General features: G+C 67.2%; 18 protein-coding genes. 7 read left to right on the top strand and 11 right to left on the bottom strand.

Annotated features, from left to right (window positions below):
* From WAX14_RS14210 to rimP, 4 genes are all read right to left on the bottom strand, one after another.
* Positions 1-236, bottom strand: a 236-nt coding sequence (locus WAX14_RS14210; RefSeq protein ID WP_422628699.1) for a translation initiation factor IF-2 N-terminal domain-containing protein, incomplete at its 3' end; no start/stop codon positions are given.
* A 93-nt stretch (positions 237-329) separates the two neighbouring features.
* Entirely contained in the window at positions 330-707 is a 378-nt protein-coding gene (locus WAX14_RS14205) for a YlxR family protein (protein WP_422628698.1), read from the bottom strand.
* A gap of 44 nt (positions 708-751) precedes the next feature.
* Positions 752-1,777 carry a transcription termination factor NusA gene (nusA, locus tag WAX14_RS14200; protein ID WP_422628697.1) on the bottom strand — a complete coding sequence of 342 codons (1,026 nt, stop codon included), beginning with the start codon at positions 1,775-1,777 and terminating at the stop codon, positions 752-754.
* Complete coding sequence (rimP, locus tag WAX14_RS14195; RefSeq protein ID WP_422628696.1) at positions 1,774-2,376, bottom strand: ribosome maturation factor RimP; 603 nt, start codon at positions 2,374-2,376, stop codon at positions 1,774-1,776. The genes nusA and rimP overlap by 4 nt, the downstream gene beginning before the upstream one ends.
* A gap of 150 nt (positions 2,377-2,526) precedes the next feature.
* On the opposite strand from rimP, the gene WAX14_RS14190 reads away from it, so the two are divergent.
* The gene (locus WAX14_RS14190; protein WP_422628695.1) at positions 2,527-3,021 is read left to right on the top strand and encodes a hypothetical protein; all 495 of its coding nucleotides are present in this window, start codon (positions 2,527-2,529) and stop codon (positions 3,019-3,021) included.
* Complete coding sequence (locus WAX14_RS14185; protein ID WP_422628694.1) at positions 3,018-3,464, top strand: ferritin-like domain-containing protein; 447 nt, start codon at positions 3,018-3,020, stop codon at positions 3,462-3,464. Before WAX14_RS14190 ends, WAX14_RS14185 begins: the two co-directional genes overlap by 4 nt.
* 103 nt (positions 3,465-3,567) lie before the next feature.
* On the opposite strand, the gene WAX14_RS14180 is transcribed toward WAX14_RS14185, so the two are convergent.
* Complete coding sequence (locus tag WAX14_RS14180; RefSeq protein ID WP_422628693.1) at positions 3,568-4,233, bottom strand: O-methyltransferase; 666 nt, start codon at positions 4,231-4,233, stop codon at positions 3,568-3,570.
* Positions 4,234-4,350: 117 nt separating this feature from the next.
* Positions 4,351-6,093, bottom strand: a complete 1,743-nt coding sequence (locus WAX14_RS14175) for a proline--tRNA ligase (protein ID WP_422628692.1) — start codon at positions 6,091-6,093, stop codon at positions 4,351-4,353.
* 53 nt (positions 6,094-6,146) lie between these two features.
* Between WAX14_RS14175 and yaaA the strand changes: the two genes are divergently transcribed.
* The 3 genes from yaaA (at position 6,147) to WAX14_RS14160 (ending at position 10,705) form a co-directional block, all read left to right on the top strand.
* Complete coding sequence (gene yaaA / locus WAX14_RS14170; protein WP_422628691.1) at positions 6,147-6,890, top strand: peroxide stress protein YaaA; 744 nt, start codon at positions 6,147-6,149, stop codon at positions 6,888-6,890.
* A 108-nt stretch (positions 6,891-6,998) separates the two neighbouring features.
* Positions 6,999-7,886, top strand: coding sequence for a polyphosphate kinase 2 (gene ppk2 / locus WAX14_RS14165; protein WP_422628690.1), 888 nt, complete (start codon positions 6,999-7,001; stop codon positions 7,884-7,886).
* A 110-nt stretch (positions 7,887-7,996) separates the two neighbouring features.
* Positions 7,997-10,705 (top strand): cation-translocating P-type ATPase, encoded by a 2,709-nt coding sequence (locus tag WAX14_RS14160; RefSeq protein WP_422628702.1) that lies wholly within the window; start codon positions 7,997-7,999, stop codon positions 10,703-10,705.
* A gap of 22 nt (positions 10,706-10,727) precedes the next feature.
* On the opposite strand, the gene WAX14_RS14155 is transcribed toward WAX14_RS14160, so the two are convergent.
* The 3 genes from WAX14_RS14155 to mqo form a co-directional block, all read right to left on the bottom strand.
* Entirely contained in the window at positions 10,728-12,149 is a 1,422-nt protein-coding gene (locus tag WAX14_RS14155; RefSeq protein ID WP_422628701.1) for an MFS transporter, read from the bottom strand.
* Between the two features lie 83 nt (positions 12,150-12,232).
* Positions 12,233-13,450, bottom strand: coding sequence for a uroporphyrinogen-III C-methyltransferase (gene cobA, locus WAX14_RS14150; RefSeq protein ID WP_422628700.1), 1,218 nt, complete (start codon positions 13,448-13,450; stop codon positions 12,233-12,235).
* Positions 13,451-13,551: 101 nt separating this feature from the next.
* Positions 13,552-15,081, bottom strand: a complete 1,530-nt coding sequence (gene mqo, locus WAX14_RS14145) for a malate dehydrogenase (quinone) (protein WP_422628689.1) — start codon at positions 15,079-15,081, stop codon at positions 13,552-13,554.
* Between the two features lie 241 nt (positions 15,082-15,322).
* Here mqo and WAX14_RS14140 point away from each other — a divergent pair, with 241 nt between their 5' ends.
* Together WAX14_RS14140 and mtr are read left to right on the top strand one after the other, a co-directional pair.
* On the top strand, positions 15,323-16,333 hold the full coding sequence (locus tag WAX14_RS14140) for an alpha/beta hydrolase (protein ID WP_422628688.1): 1,011 nt from the start codon (positions 15,323-15,325) through the stop codon (positions 16,331-16,333).
* Positions 16,330-17,703, top strand: a complete 1,374-nt coding sequence (gene mtr, locus WAX14_RS14135; protein ID WP_422628687.1) for a mycothione reductase — start codon at positions 16,330-16,332, stop codon at positions 17,701-17,703. Before WAX14_RS14140 ends, mtr begins: the two co-directional genes overlap by 4 nt.
* Before the next feature lie 52 nt (positions 17,704-17,755).
* Here mtr and WAX14_RS14130 read toward each other — a convergent pair whose 3' ends face one another.
* Positions 17,756-18,322, bottom strand: a complete 567-nt coding sequence (locus WAX14_RS14130) for an alpha/beta fold hydrolase (protein WP_422628686.1) — start codon at positions 18,320-18,322, stop codon at positions 17,756-17,758.
* A gap of 47 nt (positions 18,323-18,369) precedes the next feature.
* A partial coding sequence (gene map / locus WAX14_RS14125) for a type I methionyl aminopeptidase (RefSeq protein WP_422628685.1) occupies positions 18,370-19,195 on the bottom strand: 826 nt, incomplete at its 5' end.

Genomic DNA, 19,195 nt, shown 5'->3' with positions numbered 1-19,195 from the left:
GCGGGACGCGGGCCGGGACGCGGAGCGCCCGGCTTGGGGGCGGGAGCCTGGGTAGCCGACGCGCTTTCGCTTGTGGCCTTCCCGAACGATTCACGCAAACGACGTGCGACAGGCGCTTCGACCGTCGACGACGCGGACTTCACAAACTCGCCGAGCTCCTTGAGCCTTTCGAGTACTACCTTGCTGGTGACATCGAGTTCTTTGGCCAACTCGTGCACGCGGGGCTTGCCTGCCACTGCTCTCCTCACTGATGAGGTCGAGCGGCTGGTTGCCCGCACGACCTCGGGTTATCTCCGATGGACGTTCATCGCTGGTGCTTCACGGTGTGCTCATGAGTGCTCGTGCCTGTTCTTCTCAGAGTTCGATGTCACTGCGTTGGTGTTCCTACCGCCGAGTGAATTCTCGCCGCCGGACCCGACCAGCTTGTCGAGCGCCGCGGTGTCCGGGTTACCGGGCACCTTCAGCGCTCTGCCGAATGCTCGACGCCGTTCCGCCTGACTCAGACATTCCGACTCGGGATGCAACCACGCGCCCCGCCCGGGAAGCCTGCGTTCGGGATCGGGAACCAGAACGAAGCGCTTCGGCTCCACTTCCTGTACCACTACCCTCAGCAGATCGGCGGTCAACGATCGCTGCCGACAGCCGAGGCAGGTGCGCACCGGACCGGTGCGCGCGCCACGAGACGACGGCAGTTCATGCTGAACCATCGACCACTCTACCGCCGATTCCGCCGGAATCCCGCATTCCACCCCTACCTGCCTGTCGAAGCGGCACCGGAGTGGTCGTCATCACCCGCAACGGCATCACTGCGGATGTCGATTCTCCATCCCGTCAGTCGCGCGGCGAGTCGCGCATTCTGCCCTTCCTTGCCGATCGCGAGCGACAACTGGAAGTCGGGGACGACCACCCGTGCGGCACGCGCCTCAGCATCGACGACGGTCACCGACACCACCTTCGACGGCGACAACGCGTTGCCGACGAACCGCGCCGGATCCTCGTCGTAGTCGATGATGTCGATCTTCTCCTCACCGAGCTCGCGCATCACGTTGCGTACGCGCTGACCCATCGGACCGATGCACGCACCCTTCGCATTCAGCCCCTGCACCTGGGAGAACACCGCAATCTTGGACCGATGACCTGCCTCACGAGCCACCGCGGTGATCTCGACGGATCCGTCGGCGATCTCGGGAACCTCCAGTGCGAACAGCCTGCGAACGAGGTTCGGGTGGGTCCGCGAGAGGGTGATCTGCGGGCCGCGCTGCCCCCGTGCGACCCCCACGACGTAGCACTTGATGCGGTCGCCGTGCTCATAGGTTTCGCCCGGCACCTGTTCGGCCGGCGGCACCAAACCTTCGGCACCGTTGTCGCCACCGATCCGCACAACTACCATGCCGCGCGCATTGGCACGCGTATCGCGCTGGACGACACCACTGACGATCTCACCCTCGTGGGTGACGAACTCACCGAATCGCTGTTCGTGCTCGGCGTCACGAATGCGCTGCATGATGACCTGCCGGGCAGTTGTCGCGGCGATGCGCCCGAAGTCCTCCGGGGTGTCGTCCCACTCCGAGACGAGGTTGCCGTCCGCGTCGAACTCCTCGGCCATCACGCGCACGACACCGGACTTGCGGTCCAGGTCGATACGAGCGTGCTGGTGGTGGCCGGCCACGTGCCGATATGCGGTGATCAGGGCCGTCGAGATGGTCTCGATCAGCGCGTCGAACGGAATGTTCTTCTCGGCTTCGAGCGCCTTGAGCGCGGTGATGTCGATATTCACTTGTCCACCTTCGTCTCGTTCACTTCGTCTTCGTCGTCACTGCTGTCGTCCACTCCGACCGCGGTCTCGTCGACCTCCCCGGCACGCACTCGTCCGTCCGGCAGACCACCGGCGAGCTCGAGTTCTCGTGCACTGGGCGGGTTGAACTCCACTTCGACGGTGGCTGCCCGCACCTCGGCCAGGGGCACCGCACGCACGATCGGGCCGTTGCGGTCCGGAACCACAATGCGGATCTCGGTGCCGACGAGTTCACCGATCCGACCGACGAGCGACTCGACACCCAGGTCGATGCGAACTTTGCGGCCCTGCGCGCGCCGCCAATGTCGATCCAGCGTCAGCGGCCGACCGATACCGGGACTGGTCACCTCGAGCATGTACGGCGACTCACCGAAGTCCGATACGGCGTCGAATGCGTCCGACACGAGACGACTCAGCCGGGCAGCTTCGTCGAGGCCGAGCCCTGCGTCGCTGTCGACCATGAGCCGCACGGTGCTGTGTTTGCCGGCCGCGGTGACAACGACGTCCTCGAGGTCGTAACCCTCACGCACGATCAGATCCGAGACGAGCTCGACAATCCTCTCCGGGGGCGGCACAGGCATGGCGGCAAGCTCCTCGTTCAGTTGTGGTCGCAGCAGTCGGTGGACCGGGATACGGATCGATCCGGCAGCAATCAAGGGTAGCGCGCAATTCGGTGCGCCGTGACCAGGCCGGCGTCCGGATCGGTTCTCGTCGACTGGCACGATGGTCCGGTGCCCCTGCCACCACACCTGTCACCCGTGTCCCGACGAACACTGCTGCGCTGGTCCGGTGCCACGCTCGGCAGCGCCGGCGTGCTGACCGTCGCCGCATGCGGCACACCATCGGACGACGTCGACGCCCCCGATCCGTTGATCGCCCAAGCGCAGCGGGCACGCACCGACGCGGCCCTCGCAGGCGCCCTCATCGCTGTTGCGCCCGATCGGGTCGACGCGCTCGCGACGATCGGCACCGAGCGCACGACACACGCCGAAACGCTCGACGCGGAGGTCGCGCGGCTGGTCGGTGGCACACAGCCAACTTCGACGATGCCGCCGACTCCGACACTGCCGGCCGAGACTCCGACCGTGGATCTGCTGCGCGAACGGCTCACTCGATCCCAGCGCGATGCTGCCGACCTCGGGCGCACCCTGCGCGGCTACCGGGCGGGCTTGCTCGCGTCCGTCAGCGCAGCGTGCGCGACCGAGGCGACGGTGCTGCTGCCGTGAGTTCCCCCGAACTCGGACCCGAGCAGCAAGCCCTGGTAGACGCACTGAACGCCGAGTATGCCGCCGTGTTCGGTTACGGCATCGTCGCCGCGTTCTCCAATCCGGCGCGCGGCGCGGAGGTGGCGGCGGACACCGCCGCGCACCGGGTGCGCCGCGATGCCACGATCGACGCACTGACCGCAGCGAACGTCGAACCGCCCGTCGCCGCGGCCGGATATACCGTGCCGTTTCCGGTGATCGATCCGGTCACAGCGGCCCAGCTCGCCGTGCAGATCGAGACGGACGTCGCGGTCGCGTGGCGTTCCGTCGTCGAACGCGCCCACATCGAGCCCACCCGCGGTGCCGCGATCGAGGCACTCACCGAGTCGGCTCTGCGGGCGGCGCGGTGGCGCACGAATCTGGGTGTCACTCCCCCGACCGTTGCGCTGCCCGGCCAGCCCTGAACCCCGCCCCGCCCCGCTCCGCCCCGAGCGAGTGGCACACCCGGTCGATCCGACGAGACGAGGGATACATTCGCTCGGATAGGGGCGGGCCGGGTCCGCGTCGCTATCCGGTCACGAGGGCAAGCGCGAAACCGTCCCACCCTTTGCTGCCGACCGTCTGGAGAGCGGTGCCGTCGAGCCGCGGTTCGGCGGCGATGAGGTCGAGTACCTCACGGCTCGCGTGCACTCGTTCGTCGTCGAGATCGGCGTTCGTGACTGACCCGCCGCGCACCACGTTGTCCACGATGATGACGGTGCCGGGGCGCGACAACTCCAGGGCCGCGCGTACGTAGCGCGGGTTGTTCTCCTTGTCGGCGTCGATGAACACCAGATCGAACGGCGCTTCGGGGCCGAGATACGGCAGCGAGTCCAGCGCGGCACCGACCCGGACGTCGACGATGTCGCCGATGCCGGCGCGGTCGAGGTTCACGCGCGCGACCTCGGCGTGGCGCGGTTCGTACTCCAGTGTGATCACACGGCCTGCTGCACCGACGGCGCGGGCGAACCAGATGGTGCTGTAGCCGCCGAGCGTGCCGATCTCGAGGATCTTCCTGGCGCCGATCGCGCGGGCGAGCAGGTGCAGGAATTTGCCCTGCGGAGCCGACACGTCGATCGGCGGCAAGCCCTGGTCGGTGTTCGTGACGAGGGCGCTGTCGAGCGCGGCGTCCGGGCCGATGAGGGTCTCGGTCAAGTAGGCGTCGGTGGTCTGCCAGGTCGGATCGCTGTTCATGCTCCGAGTGTGCCGTGCCCGCACCGAGCGAATGTACCGTTCGTCTCCGTCAATCGAGCGAACGATACATTCGCTCGATTGACGGAGCAGGGTGTCTGCCGTGCCGCGCCCCGAGGATCAACCGCGGACGGCGGCGAGGATCTCCTCGATCGCCGACGCGGCCGGGACCTCGCGGGCTTCACCGCTGAACCGGTCCCGCAGTTCGACGTTGCCCTCGGCCCAGCCCCGGCCGACGACGACGACCAGTGGCACGCCGAGCAACTCCGAGTCCTTGAACTTCACGCCCGGTGACGCCTTGCGGTCGTCGAACAGCACCTCGACGCCTGCCTTGTCCAGGCCCGCGGCCAGCCCTTCGGCGCCCTCGCGGGCCGCGTCGTCCTTGTTCGCGATCACCAGATGAACCGCGAACGGCGCGACCTCCGCGGGCCACCGCAGGCCCTTGTCGTCGTGCTGCTGCTCGGCGATCACCGCGACGAGGCGGGAGACGCCGACGCCGTACGAACCCATCGTCGGCCGCACCGGCTTGCCGTTCTCGGCGAGCACGTCGACAGCGAATGCGTCGGTGTACTTGCGGCCGAGTTGGAAGACGTGACCGATCTCGATACCGCGTGCCGACACGAGCGCCCCGGCACCGTCCGGCGACGGGTCGCCGTCGCGGACCTCGGCGGCCTCGATGGTGCCGTCCGGGGTGAAATCGCGGCCGGCGACGAGTCCGAACACGTGCTTGCCTGCTTCGTCGGCGCCGGTGATCCAACTCGTGCCGTTCACCACTCGCGGGTCGACGAGGTAGCGAACTCCGTTGTCCAGCAATGCCTTCGGTCCGATATAGCCTTTGACGAGGAACGGGTTGGCGGCGAAGTCGGCTTCGCCGAGCAGTTCGACCTCGGCGGGTTCGAGCGATGCCTCGAGACGCTTGTCGTCGACCTCGCGGTCACCGGGGATGCCGATACCGAGCAGTTCCCAGTCGCCACCGGGCTGCCGCACCTTGACGAGGATGTTCTTGAGGGTCTCCGAGCCTGTGACCTCACGTCCGAGGATCTGCGAGGCAGCAGCGACCAGGGTATCGATGGTCGGCGTGGCCGGAGTGTCGTGCACGACCGCGTCGGGCAGTCCGTCGAACGGAATCGATTCCGGCGCAAGGGTTTCGACCGCCTCGACGTTGGCGGCGTAACCCGATTCGAGGCAACGCACATAGGTGTCCTCACCGGCGTCGGACTCGGCGAGGAATTCTTCGGACGCGCTGCCGCCCATCGCACCGGAGGTGGCGGACACGATCACGTACTTGACGCCGAGACGAGCGAAGATCCGCTCGTACGCGTCTCGGTGCGCCTGATACGACGCGGCCAGGCCGTCGTCGGTGAGGTCGAAGCTGTAGGAGTCCTTCATGGTGAACTCGCGACCACGCAGGATGCCGGCGCGGGGACGTTCCTCGTCACGGTACTTCGTCTGAATCTGGTACAGCGTGACCGGGAAGTCCTTGTACGAGTTGAATTCGCCCTTGACGGTGAGCGCGAACATCTCCTCATGGGTGGGCCCGAGCAGATAGTCGCCGCCCTTACGGTCCTGCAACCGGAACAGCCCGGGCCCGTACTCCGTCCACCGGTTGGTGGTCTCGTAGGGGTCGCGCGGGAGCAGGGCGGGCAGGGAAATCTCCTGCGCACCGATACTGTTCATCTCCTCGCGCACGACCCGCTCGACCTGCCGCAGCACCTTCAGGCCCAGCGGCAGCCACGAGTAGACGCCCGGCGCGATGCGCCGCACGTAGCCCGCTCGGACGAGCAGTTTGTGGCTGGCGACCTCGGCGTCGGCCGGATCGTCGCGGAGTGTACGGAGGAACAGGTGCGACATGCGGGTGATCACGGAAAGGCAGCCTACCTGCAGGCCTCGTCCCGGCCTCGGTACGGTATGCGGTTGTGCTGGTGTTGCTGCCTCCTTCCGAAACCAAGTCCGACGGTGGTGACGGTGCGCCCCTCGATCTGGGCGAGCTGTCGATGCCGCAGTTGACCGATACCCGCGAGATGCTGGTGCAGACCCTGGTGGATCTGGCGGCCGACAGTGAGGCCTCGATGCGCGCCCTGGGGCTCGGCGCTACGCAGAGCGACGACATCGAACGCAACGCCAAGTTGTGGGTATCGGCGACCCTCCCGGCACTCGAGCGGTACACCGGGGTGCTGTTCGACGCGCTCGATGCGAAAGCGTTCACGCAGGCGCAACGGAACAAGGCGTACCACCGGATCGTGATGGGATCGGCGTTGTTCGGGGCGGTCCGCGCGGGCGACCCGATTCCCGCCTACCGCCTGTCCGGTGGTTCGAAGCTGCCCGGATTCTCCACACTGCCAGCGCTGTGGAAGCCCGAACTGTCCGGTGCGCTGGTCGCCGAGGTCGGCGGCGATCTCGTCGTCGACCTGCGCTCGGGGATCTACCGGCAACTCGGCCCGGTACCGGGCGCGGTGACCGCGACCGTGCTCACCGAGCAGCCCGACGGCTCACGCAAGACTGTCAGTCACTTCAACAAGCATCACAAGGGGCTGCTGGCTCGGGCGCTGGTGCTCACCCGTGCGGATCCATCCGACATCGAGTCCGTCGCACGGGTCGCGTCGAGGGCGGGCCTTCGGGTCGAACTCGCCTCCCCCACCGAGCTGATCGTGCTGACCTGAGCGCCACTGCAACAACAAGATCCGACGCTACAGCCCCTGCGAATTACCGACGACACCGGCGAGTACTGCCGTATAGTTCGGAATCCTACAGCCGACGCAGGAGCGCCCATGGGGAAGAAGACCAAGGGAAGCAAGGCCGCGGGACACACGGTGGCAGACGTCGGATCCGGTGTGCGGTCCGGTGAACTTCACCCCCCGCCGATCGGCAACAACCTCGATCTGCCGCAGATGAAGAACAAGGAATACCGGAAGCTCCTCAAACCGCTCCACGCCGAACTCGTCGCGATGCAGGAGTGGGTCAAGTCCTCCGGTGCGAAGGTCTGCATCCTGTTCGAGGGCCGCGACACCGCCGGGAAAGGTGGTGTCATCAAAGCGATCACGGAGCGGGTGAGTCCGCGCGTCTTCCGCGTGGTGGCTCTGCCCGCCCCGACCGAACGTGAGCAGTCACAGATGTACTTCCAGCGGTACATGCCGCACCTGCCCGCAGCCGGCGAGGTCGTCGTCTTCGACCGCAGTTGGTACAACCGCGCCGGTGTCGAACCCGTCCTCGGATTCTGCACCCAGGAGCAGACCGACCAATTCCTGCAGCTCGTTCCGGCAGTCGAACGTGCGATCCAGGAGTCCGGGATCATCCTGATCAAGTACTGGCTCGAGGTGAGCCAGGAGCAGCAGACGCTCAGGCTGCAGAGCCGCATCGACGATCCGCGCAAGATCTGGAAGCTCGCCCCGATGGACCTCGAGTCGTACAGCCGCTGGTACGACTACTCGCGCGCCCGCGACGAGATGTTCCGACTCACCCACACCGGCTGGTCGCCCTGGCATGTCACGCTCAACGACGACAAGAAGCGCGGACGACTCAACATCATCAACCACCTGCTGAACCGGGTGCCCTACGAGCCGCTGGAAAACCCCGCCATCACGCTGCCGGAACGGCAGAAGCCGCACGGCTATCGCGATCCGGGCCTCGTCGTTGACTGGATCCCCACCATCTTCTGACCGCGACGCAGCCGGCGCGAGGAGGTTCGATCATGCTCGGACAACGATCCACGGCCGGAGATGCTGTGGTCCGTACCCCGCCGGACCCCGACGAGCAGTCGTGGCACGCTATGGACGCCGCTGCGGTGACAGCGGCCCTGGCCACCGAACGCGCCGGGCTGACGAGTGCCGCCGTCGAGGAACGTCGTGCCCGCTACGGTTCCAACGTCATCGCCGCCGAACCCGCACCGTCGCTGTGGGCGGTCGCGCTGCTGCAGCTCACCGACCCGATGAACCTGATGCTGGTGGCAGTCATCGTGGTCGGTGCCGTCATCGACCAGATGCCCGTCGCCCTGGTCGTTGCCGGCCTGGTGATACTCAACGTGGTGCTGGGCACCCGGCAGGAGTTGAAGGCACGGGCCAGTGTGAATGCGCTGGCGGAGATGCAGGTTCCGCAGGCTCGGGTGGTCCGCGACGGCACCCTCGCCGAAATCGCCTCGACCGACCTCGTCCCGGGCGACATCGTCAACCTCGAAGCGGGTGACCTGGTGCCAGCAGACGGCCGGATCCTCACCTCCGCGACCCTCGAAACACAGGAAGCCGCGTTGACCGGCGAGAGCGCGCCCGTCGCGAAGGACGTGGCGACCCTCGCATCCCCCGATGTGACGCTCGGCGACCGCAGCAACATGCTGTTCCAGAACACCTCGGTCACCCGCGGCACCGCGACCCTCGTGGTGACCGAGACGGGGATGCGGACGCAGATGGGACAAATCGCGTCCATGCTGTCGGCGGTGGCACCCAAGAAGTCGCCGCTGCAACGCGAACTCGGCTCGCTCACGAAGGTGCTCGGCATCGTCGCGTGGGGAGCGGTCGCGGTCATCGTCGTCATCGGCCTGCTGCGCGGCCAGAGCGTGACCACCGTCCTGCTGCTGGGCATCTCGATGGCGATCTCGGCGATTCCGACCGGCTTGCCGACGTTCGTGCAGTCGATGCTGTCGTACGGCGCGAAACAGCTCGCCGACGCCAAGGCGATCGTCAAGAACCTCGTCGACGTCGAGACGCTCGGCGCGACCAGTGCGATCAACTCCGACAAGACCGGCACGCTGACCATGAACCAGATGACGGTGCGGACGCTGTACTTCCACGGCCATTGGTTCACCGTCGAAGGCGAGGGCTACGCGAAGTCCGGAGCGGTGCGTCGTGTCGCCGGCACGGAGGCACCCGACTTCACCCGGTTGGCCTACGGGCTGTGTCTCGACAGTGACGCCACAGTCTCCGATTCCGGAGCGGTTGTCGGCGATCCCACCGAAGCCGCACTGGTCGTGCTGGCCGCGAAGATCGGCGTGGATGCCGAACAGACGCGGCGTTCCTATCCGCGCGTCGCCGAGGTTCCGTTCGACTCCGCCTACAAGTTCATGGCGACTTTCCATCGCGTTCCGCTCGACGGGGCAGACACCTTCGTCGAACTCGTCAAGGGTGGACCCGATGTGGTGCTGGCCCGCTGCGGAACCGCGTTCACCGAAGACGGTCCGGTGCCGATGGACTCGGTACGCGACGAGATCCTCGCGGCCAACCGAAGTATGTCGGAGAAGGGACTGCGCGTGCTGGCGTTCGCGACGCGCCGACTCGACGGGCAGGAGGCCGCGGTCACTGCCGATCCGATGTCGTTCGTCGAAGACCTGACATTCGTCGGCATGGTGGGCATCATCGATCCGCTGCGGCCCGAGGCCGTCGAGGCGGTGCGCATCGCGCATGCGGCGGGCATCGACGTGCGGATGATCACCGGCGATCATGCGATCACCGCGTCGGCGATCGGCGCCGAACTCGGCCTCGGGGCCGGCGCGATCAGCGGCCCCGAAATCCAGGCGATGTCCGACGACGAGTTACTCACGGCCCTCCCCGATCTGCACGTCTTCGGCCGGGTCACGCCGCAGGACAAGCTGCGTCTGGCCGAACTCATGCAACGCGACGGCGCGATCGTCGCGATGACCGGCGATGCCGTCAACGACGCGGCGGCACTCAAACAGGCCGATGTGGGTGTCGCAATGGGCTCCGGCAGCGAGGTCACCAAGCAGGCCGGGAACATGATCCTCACCGACGACAACTTCGGGACACTCGTCACCGCGATCAGCCTGGGCCGCAGCATCTACGACAAGATCGTCTCGTTCATCCGATGCCAGATGGCGAAACTGTTCTCGCTGATCCTGTTGTTCCTCGTCGCGAGCATCTTCGACATCAACGACGGTGTCGCGCTCACCCCGCTGATGGTGTTGTTCCAGAACTTCTTCGTCACCATGTTCCCGGTCATCGTGATCATGCACGATCCGTCCGCGCCCAACCTGATGAACAAACCTCCCCGCGACCCGGGCGTGCCGATCACCAATCCGCCGGCCGTGTTGCGGTGGATCTTCTACGGCACCGTCGAGTTCGCCGTCACGCTGGCCGCACTGTTCCTCGCTCCCCGCGAGATGAGTTCGACCATCGCGAACACGCCGATGACGATGGCGTTCGTCGTGATGTCGCTCGGGTCGATCCTCGGTGGCCTGGCAATGCGGCGCGACCCGGAGACCGGTTTCGCGCCGCCGATCCTGAGTGCGGTGAAGGTCCTGGCGATTCCCACGATCATCACCGTGCTCGCCGTCGAACTCGGCTTCCTGCAGGCGCTGCTGATGACGATGTCGCTGACCGGCGGCCAGTGGCTGACGTGCATCGGGCTGTCGGTGCTCGTCCCGATCGTGATCGAGGCCGAGAAGTCGATCCGGCGGTTCCGCGCGCCGGCGACACCGGTGCCGCTCGAGCCGACCGCCGCGGTGGATCCGCAGCGGGCCCGCGCGGTGTGATCGGTCGGCCGACGATCGCGGCTCAGGTGTGCTGGGCGGCCTTCTCCGCTTCCTGCGCCTGCGCGACGTCTTCGGGGCTGAACCGGATGAACAATGCGGCCACGCCGGTGATCGCGGCGCATACCGCGCAGCCGACCAGGGCGAACATGTAGCCGTTGCCCTGCGCGGCGATCTGCACCTCGGTCATGTCGGCGACGGCGCCGGCGGTACCGCCCAGTGACATGGTCCGCGATGTTGCCATCGCACCGATGATCGCCAGCCCGATCGGCCCACCGAGGGTCTGGGCGACCTGGGCGACCGCGGACAGCGGGCCGATCTCGTGAGTGCCGACTCCTGCGATCGCGCACAACGGCAACGGCACCGACGCCAGCCCCACCCCGAACCCGACGACCAGGACCAACACGAACAGGGTCGGCAGATACTGCACCGTCGCGTCCATCGTCGAGCCGAACAGCAGGCTCACGGTCATGATCACCGCTCCGGTGACCACCAGCCAGCGCGCTTGCACGCGGACGACGAGCTTCGACGTGATCGCCGCCGCACCGCCGAGACCGAATGCGAACGGCACGAACGCCAGACCCGCCTGCAGCGGGGTGTAGCCGAGGATGTCCTGGACGAACAGGGCGACGAACGCGGCCAACGAGAACATCACGGCACCGGCGAAGAAGATCGACACGAATGTGGCAACCCGATTCCGGTTGCGGAACAGCACGAACGGCAGCAGCGGATTCTCGGCGCGGCGTTCCACGAGCAGGAACGCCCCGAGGACTACAACGCCCCCGACGAGCGCGCCGATCACGGCCGGGCTCCCCCACCCCATTTCGGGGCCTTCGCTCAGCCCGAACACCACCCCCGTGCAACCGAGGGTCGCGAGGACCGCGCCGGGCACGTCGAGCGCGAGTTTCTCGGTGACGGTCTCGCGCAGCACCACGGTCGCGGCGACCGCGATGAGTACGCCGATCGGAACGTTGATGAGGAAGATCCAGCGCCACGACACCTGGGTGAGGGCTCCGCCGAGAATCAGTCCGGCGATCGAGCCGACGCCGGTCATCGCCGCGAACACCGCGATCGCGCGGTTGCGTGCCGGACCCGGCGCGAACGTCGTCGCGACCAGTGCGAGCGCGGTCGGTGACGCGATGGCGGCGCCGACCCCCTGCAATGCACGGGCGGCGATGAGCATCGCCTCGCCGGTGGCGAGACCGCACAGTAGCGACGCGGCGGTGAACACCCCGACACCGACGACGAACATGCGTTTACGGCCGAAACTGTCGCCGAGTCGGCCACCGAGCAGCATCAGCCCACCGAACGCGAGCGCATACGAGGTGAGGACCCAGTTGCGGCCGGCATCGGACAATCCGAGTTCGGCCTGCAACGGTGCGAGCGCCAGGTTCGCGACCGTCCCGTCGAGCACGACCATCAACTGGAGGCCGCTCAGAACGAGCATTGCGGCGGCGAGCGCTCGTGCGGTCGCGGAACGGGTGGCGTTCGAAGTGTCCGTCACGGAATCGACGTTACTCATCGGCCGGTTCATTCGGCATCCGCGGTCAGACCGGCGACCGGGCCGATCACGATGATCGCGGGTGGCCGGATCTGTTCGTCACGCACCCTGGTCGCGACGGTCTGCAGGTCGGCGCGGACCACCCGTTGCGTGCGCCGGGTGCCCTCCTGCACGACCACGACCGGGGTGTCCGCGGGACGGCCGCCGGCGAGCAGAGCGTCGGCGAACAACTGGATCCGCTCGACGGCCATGAGCAACACCAAGGTTCCGCGGAGCCGTGCCAGAGCAGACCAGTCGGTCAACGAATCCGGATGGTCGGGTGCGACGTGCCCGCTGACGACCACGAACTCGTGGGTGACGCCGCGATGGGTGACCGGCACATCGGCCGCGGACGGCACCGAGATCGCGCTGGTGATCCCGGGAACGACGGTGACCGGTACGCCGGCGGCAGCACACGCTTGTAGTTCCTCGAAACCGCGCCCGAACACGTACGGGTCGCCGCCCTTGAGCCGCACAACGAACTTGCCGGTCTTCGCCCGGCCGATCAGAGTGTCGTTGATCACCTGCTGGGCCATCGCCCGGCCGTACGGCAACTTCGACGCGTCGATGACCTCGACGTGCGGACCGAGTTCGTCGAGCAGTTCCTGCGGTGCCAGATGGTCGGCGACGACGACGTCGGCCCGGCCGAGCAGCCGGCGGCCACGCACGGTGATCAGGTCCGGATCGCCGGGTCCGCCGCCGACCAGTGCCACCCCGACGGGGGCGGGAGCGTTGTCGGCGATGGCGGCGCCGCCGGCGAGGGCCTCGCGGATCGATGTGCGCACGGCCGCGGAACGGCGGTGATCGCCCCCGGCGAGGACACCGATGGACAGGCCGTCGTAACTCGCGGTCGCCGGGGTGACGGCACTGCCGTGTCTGGCGTTGTCCGCGCGTACGCAGAAGATGCGGCTGCGGTCGGCTTCGGCGACGACCGCCGCATTTGTGTCGGGTTCGTCCGTACACGCCAGCGCATACCAGGCACCGTCGAGGTCACCGTCACGATAGTCACGCAGATCCAGAGTGAGGTGGCCTGCAGTGGCCATGCTCTCGACCGCGGGAGTCGCTACCCTCGCGACGACGTGCACCGCGGCACCGGCGGCCACGAGCAGTCCGAGCCGCCGCTGGGCGACGGAACCGGCGCCCACCACGACCACTCGGCGGCCGGACAGGTTCAGGCCGACAAGGTAGCTGGACTCGTCCACAGGCATGGATGTCACCGGGGTTCCCCATTCTGGTTGGCGACGTGTCACAGGCCGGGCCGCACCGCGGACCGGCCTGTGACGGGTCGTGTCGTGATGGCCGGGTCGGGTCAGACCGACGCGGGCTCGCTGGGGGCGGTGGTCTCCGCCACGGACGTGACGTCGAGTTGCAGCGACTTGGTGCTCCACTGCCACACCTCGTCGAACAGCGCCTGATCGTCGGACAACTTCACCCCGAGAGACGGCACCATCTCCCGCAGCGTGTCCTGCCAGCCGGTCCACCGCTGCGGGAAGCAGCGTTCGAGGACGTCGAGCATCGCGGGCACCGCCGTCGACGCACCCGGCGACGCACCGAGGAGACCGGCGATGGAGCCGTCGTCCGCGCTGACCACGGCGGTGCCGAATTCGAGGACGCCGCCCGCGCCCTTACGGCGAATGACCTGCACGCGCTGACCTGCGACGATCAGCTCCCAGTCGTCCAGTTTCGCGCTGGGAGCGAACTCGGCGAGCGTGCCGATGCGGTCGCTCGGCGACTGCGTGAGCTCGCCGACGAGGTACTTGACGAGGCCGAGTTCCGTCGCCCCGACACCCAGCATCGACATGATGTTGTTCGGCTTGACGGAGAACGGCAGATCGGTGATCCGCCCATGCTTGAGGAACTTCGGCGACCAGCCGGCGTAGGGGCCGAACAGCAGGCCCTGCTTGCCTCCGATGACGCGGGTGTCCAGGTGCGGCACCGACATCGGCGGCGCACCGACCGCAGCCTTGCCGTACACCTTGGCGCTGTGCTGAGCGATGACGTCGGGGTTGGTGCAGCGCAGGAATGCGCCGGAGACGGGGAACCCACCGAAACCCTTGGCTTCCTTGATGCCCGACTTCTGCAGCAGGTGCAGTGCGCCGCCACCGGCACCGACGAACACGAACTTGGCGTGCACTTTGCGAGATTCCCGGGTGCGGGTGTTGCGGACCTTGACGATCCAGCTGCCGTCGGACTGCTTCGACAGATTGGTCACTTCGTGACCGAAGAACACGGTGCCGCCGGATGCGGCAACCGTGTTGATGAGTTGCTTGGTGAGCGCACCGAAGTCGACGTCGGTGCCGGTCGAGGTCCAGTTGACGGCGACCGGATCGGAGAAGTCACGTCCGTTCGCCATCAGCGGCAACCGCTCGGAGAACACTTCCGGGCTCTCCGAATACTCCATGCCGGCGAACAGCGGGTGGCCGGCGAGCGCGTCGTACCTGGCGCGCAGGTATTTCACGTCGTCGGCTCCGTGCACGAAGCTGACGTGCGGAATCGGATTGATGAAGTTCTTGGGGTCGGACAGGATCCCGTTGTCGACAGCATGGGCCCAGAACTGACGCGAGACCTGGAACTGTTCGTTGACGTTGATGGCCTTGGTGATGTCGACGGTACCGTCGGCCGTGGCCGGGGTGTAGTTCAGTTCACACAGCGCGGAGTGGCCGGTGCCTGCGTTGTTCCAGGGATCGCTGCTTTCCGCGGCAGCGGCGTCGAGCCGCTCGAATGCGGTGATCGACCAGTCGGGCTGCAGTTGGCGCAGCAGCGCGCCGAGGGTGGCGCTCATGATGCCTGCGCCGATCAGCACTACATCGGTCTTCGCCTCTAACACGTTCTCTGACACTGGAGGATCGACTTCCTTGTCTGTTCGCGCGCGCCGCCGAATCCACCAGGATTGCGTCGCGTGGGTGTCCCGTGCACGCCCGTAGTCCCGCTCCGTGTCCGATCAGCTCACACACCGGATCTGGGAACCACCACAGCCGCGCCGACTGCGACGAACAGGTTACCCGGACGTCGCTCGGCGTTTCCTTCCCCCCAATTGTGCCCCCACCGCGATCCGGCACGAACACCAATACAGTGTGATAGTGACTACTTGGCAGCCCGACATCCTCGGCGACGGCTATCAGCAGCTGGTCCTGCCTCTCGGCACCGACCCCGACGGGGAAGGTGAGATCACCGCGACGCTCGTCCGCTACCAGCCCGCCGGCATTGCTCCACACCGCGCGGTGCTGTACGTGCACGGATTCACCGACTACTTCTTCCAGCAGCATCTCGCCGCACATTTCGCGGAACAAGGGTACCGATTTTTCGCCCTGGACCTGCGCAAATGCGGACGATCACGGGCGTCGACGCACACCCCGCACTTCGTCACCGACCTGTCCTACTACGACGCCGAACTCGACGAGGCGTTGCGCATCGTGCGCGCCGAGACCGGTGGGGACGTGCTGCTGGTCGCGCACTCCACGGGCGGACTCGTACTGCCGTTGTGGCTCGACCGGCTCAACACACAACCGGGGGGCACCGCGGCCGCCGGGATCAGCGGCGTCGTCCTCAACAGCCCGTGGTTCGATCTGCAAGGACCGTCCTACCTCCGCAATGTCGGCACCGCCGCGGTCGATCTGCTCGGCCGACTCCGGCCGAAAGATGTCGTTCCCCTCGCCAAACTCGACACCTACGGGGTGAGCCTGCGCACCGGAGGCTGGAGCTACGACCTCGAGTGGAAGCCGCTGGCCGGCTTCCCCGTCCGGCTCGGCTGGCTGCGCGCGGTGCGGCACGGACACGCCCGATTGCACCGCGGCCTCGACATCGGGGTGCCGTCCCTGATTCTGCGGTCCACCGCGAGCCGGTCCGCGCCGGAATACGATCCGGCGATCGACACCGTCGACGCGGTCCTCGATGTGCGGCAGATCGCCCGCTGGGCGCGCTGTCTGGGTGACCGGACGACGATCGTGCCGATCGACGGGGCCCGCCACGACGTGTTCCTGTCCACCCCGGAACCGCTCGAAGCCGCGTTCCGGGAATTGGACCGGTGGCTGGGCGGGTTGGACGAACTCGGCAGCAACATCCGGAAACGAACCGCAGGAGACTCCGCGTGACCCATTACGACCTCGCGATCATCGGCACCGGATCGGGCAACTCCATCCTCGACGAACGCTACGACGGCAAGACGGTGGCACTGCTGGAGGAGAACACCTTCGGCGGTACCTGCCTCAATGTCGGGTGCATCCCGACGAAGATGTACGTCTACGCGGCCGACGTCGCGCACACCGTCCGCAGCGCCGCGAAGTACGGCGTCGACGCGAGCCTCGACGGCGTGCGCTGGAACGACATCGTCGACCGGGTGTTCGGCCGGATCGACCCGATCGCGGCCGGCGGCGAACGGTACCGGCGCGAGGACTGCGCGAACGTCACGGTGTACGACGGGCACGCACGGTTCGTCGGTGATCGCACCCTCGACACCGGCACGGGCGAGACGATCACCGCCGATCAGATCGTCGTCGCCGCCGGATCGCGGCCCATCGTGCCGCCGGAGGTCCGCGACAGCGGGGTGAACTACCACACCAACGACGATGTGATGCGCCTGCCGAAGCTCCCCGAATCGCTGGTGATTCTCGGGTCCGGGTTCATCGCGATGGAATTCGCCCACGTGTTCTCCGCTCTCGGTGTGCGGGTGTCGATCCTCGCGCGCAGCAGCAGGCTGTTGCGTCACCTCGACACCGACATTTCCGAACGCTTCACCCGCATCGCGCAGCGGAAGTGGGATGTGCACCTGTCGAATCCCGCGAAGGAATTCCGTCCGGCCGGCGACGGCGTGGAGGTCGTACTCTCCGACGGCACGGTGGTCACCGGCGATGCGCTGCTGGTCGCGGTGGGACGGCAACCGAACGGCGACGCGCTCGCCGCGGCGGCCGGCGGACTAGACCTGGACGAACAGGGACGCATCGTCGTCGACGAATTCCAGCGCACCACCGCGCGCGGGGTGTTCGCACTCGGTGACGTGTCCTCGCCCTACCAGCTCAAGCACGTCGCCAACCACGAGATGCGGGTCGTGCAGCACAACCTGCTGCACGATGCCTGGTCCGGGGACACGGCGTCGTTGCGTCGCACCGACCACCGGTTCGTGCCTGCCGCGGTGTTCACCGACCCGCAGATCGCGGAGGTCGGACTCACGGAGGAACAGGCCCGCGCGCAGGGATACGACATCTCCGTGAAGATCCAGGACTACGGGGGCGTCGCCTATGGCTGGGCGATGGAAGACACCGAGGGCATCTGCAAGCTGATCGCCGACCGGTCGACGGGTCTGCTGCTCGGCGCGCACATCATGGGTGCGCACGCCTCGACCGTGATCCAACCGCTGATCCAGGCAATGAGCTTCGGTCTGACGGCCCGCGAGATGGCGACCGGACAGTACTGGATCCACCCGGCGCTCTCGGAGGTCGTGGAGAACGCGCTGCTGGGACTGTGAGGTCCGGGTGCGCCGGGCTCGGCGCACCCGGTGGTACCAGCACCCGGTCGTTCTACCAACTGCCGGTACGCAGGGCGATCGCCGAGGCGAACACGGCCGGTGCCGAGGCCGGAATGTTGTCGATGCCGTCGAGTTCCACCACCCGGAACTCGCCGGTGACATATCGCATCGACGCGTCCGCCTCGGCGCGACGCGCACCGCTACCGATCACGATGGTGGTCGGCACCTCCGCGGCGGGAGCAGCGCCGTCGCGCACGGTGCCGTCGACGTCCGGCACTGCCGGATGGCCGCGGTCGGCGACGACGAGACTCGCGAACCGTCCGAATCTGCCCGCAGCGACGGTCCATGCGAGTTCCGCACCGGCGCCGCTACCTGCCAGATGCACCCACGGCAGTTTCAGTTCGTCGAGGAGCGCGAACACCGCGGTCGCGTCGAGACCGTCGATGGTTTCCGGCACGATCGTCCGGAGATCGGAATTGTGCAGACGCTCGCACACCGCGTCGAACACGTCCGCGGTCTCCCCCGAACCTGGCAGCAGCAGCACGATATGCCGGCTCTCGGGTCCGTCGATGCGAACCCGGATCGTGCCGCTCGCGGTGCTCACGTCAGTCGTCTCCATGCCGCAGAACGGTACGCGATCGCGGTGTCACGACAGTTCGCGGTGCCTCACGGGAGGGTGAGGATCTCGGCGCCGGTATCGGTGACGACGATGGTGTGCTCGAATTGCGCCGTCCACTTGCGGTCCTTGGTCACGACGGTCCAGCCGTCGTCCCAGATCTCGTAGTCGACGGTGCCGAGGTTGATCATCGGTTCGATCGTGAAGACCATGCCGGGTTCGATGACCGTGTCCACGGCGGGCTGATCGTAGTGCAGGATGACCAGACCGTTGTGGAATGTCTCGCCGATACCGTGACCAGTGAAGTCGCGGACGACACCGTAGCCGAACCGGTTGGCGTAGGCCTCGATGACGCGGCCGATGACGTTCAGTGCCCGACCGGGCACGACCGCCTTGATCGCCCGTCGGGTGGCTTCCTGGGTGCGCTCGACGAGAAGCCGGTGCTCTTCCGCAACGTCGCCGGCGAGGAACGTCGCGTTGGTGTCGCCGTGCACGCCGTGGATGTAGGCGGTGACGTCGATGTTGACGATGTCACCGTCCTGGATCACCGTCGAGTCGGGGATGCCGTGGCAGATCACTTCGTTGAGCGAGGTGCAGCACGACTTGGTGAAGCCGCGGTAGCCGAGCGTCGACGGGTAGGCGCCGTGATCGCACATGTACTCGTGGGCGATGCGGTCCAGCTCGTCGGTGGTCACACCGGGGGCGACGGCCGCGCCCGCCGCGGCGAGCGCCTGCGCGGCGATCCGGGACGCCTCGCGCATCTTCTCGATGGTCTCCGGGGTCTGCACCCACGGTTCGCTGCCCTCGTCGGCCGTCGGCTTCCACGCGTACTCGGGACGCTCGATGAGCTTGGGTACCGAGCGGACGGGACTGGGG

The organism is Rhodococcus sp. (in: high G+C Gram-positive bacteria) (genome assembly GCF_049299235.1).
In the GTDB taxonomy this organism is placed as follows: domain Bacteria; phylum Actinomycetota; class Actinomycetes; order Mycobacteriales; family Mycobacteriaceae; genus Rhodococcus.
Note: the sequence above shows the minus strand (reverse complement) of the source record. Positions and strands in the feature narration are given on the sequence as shown.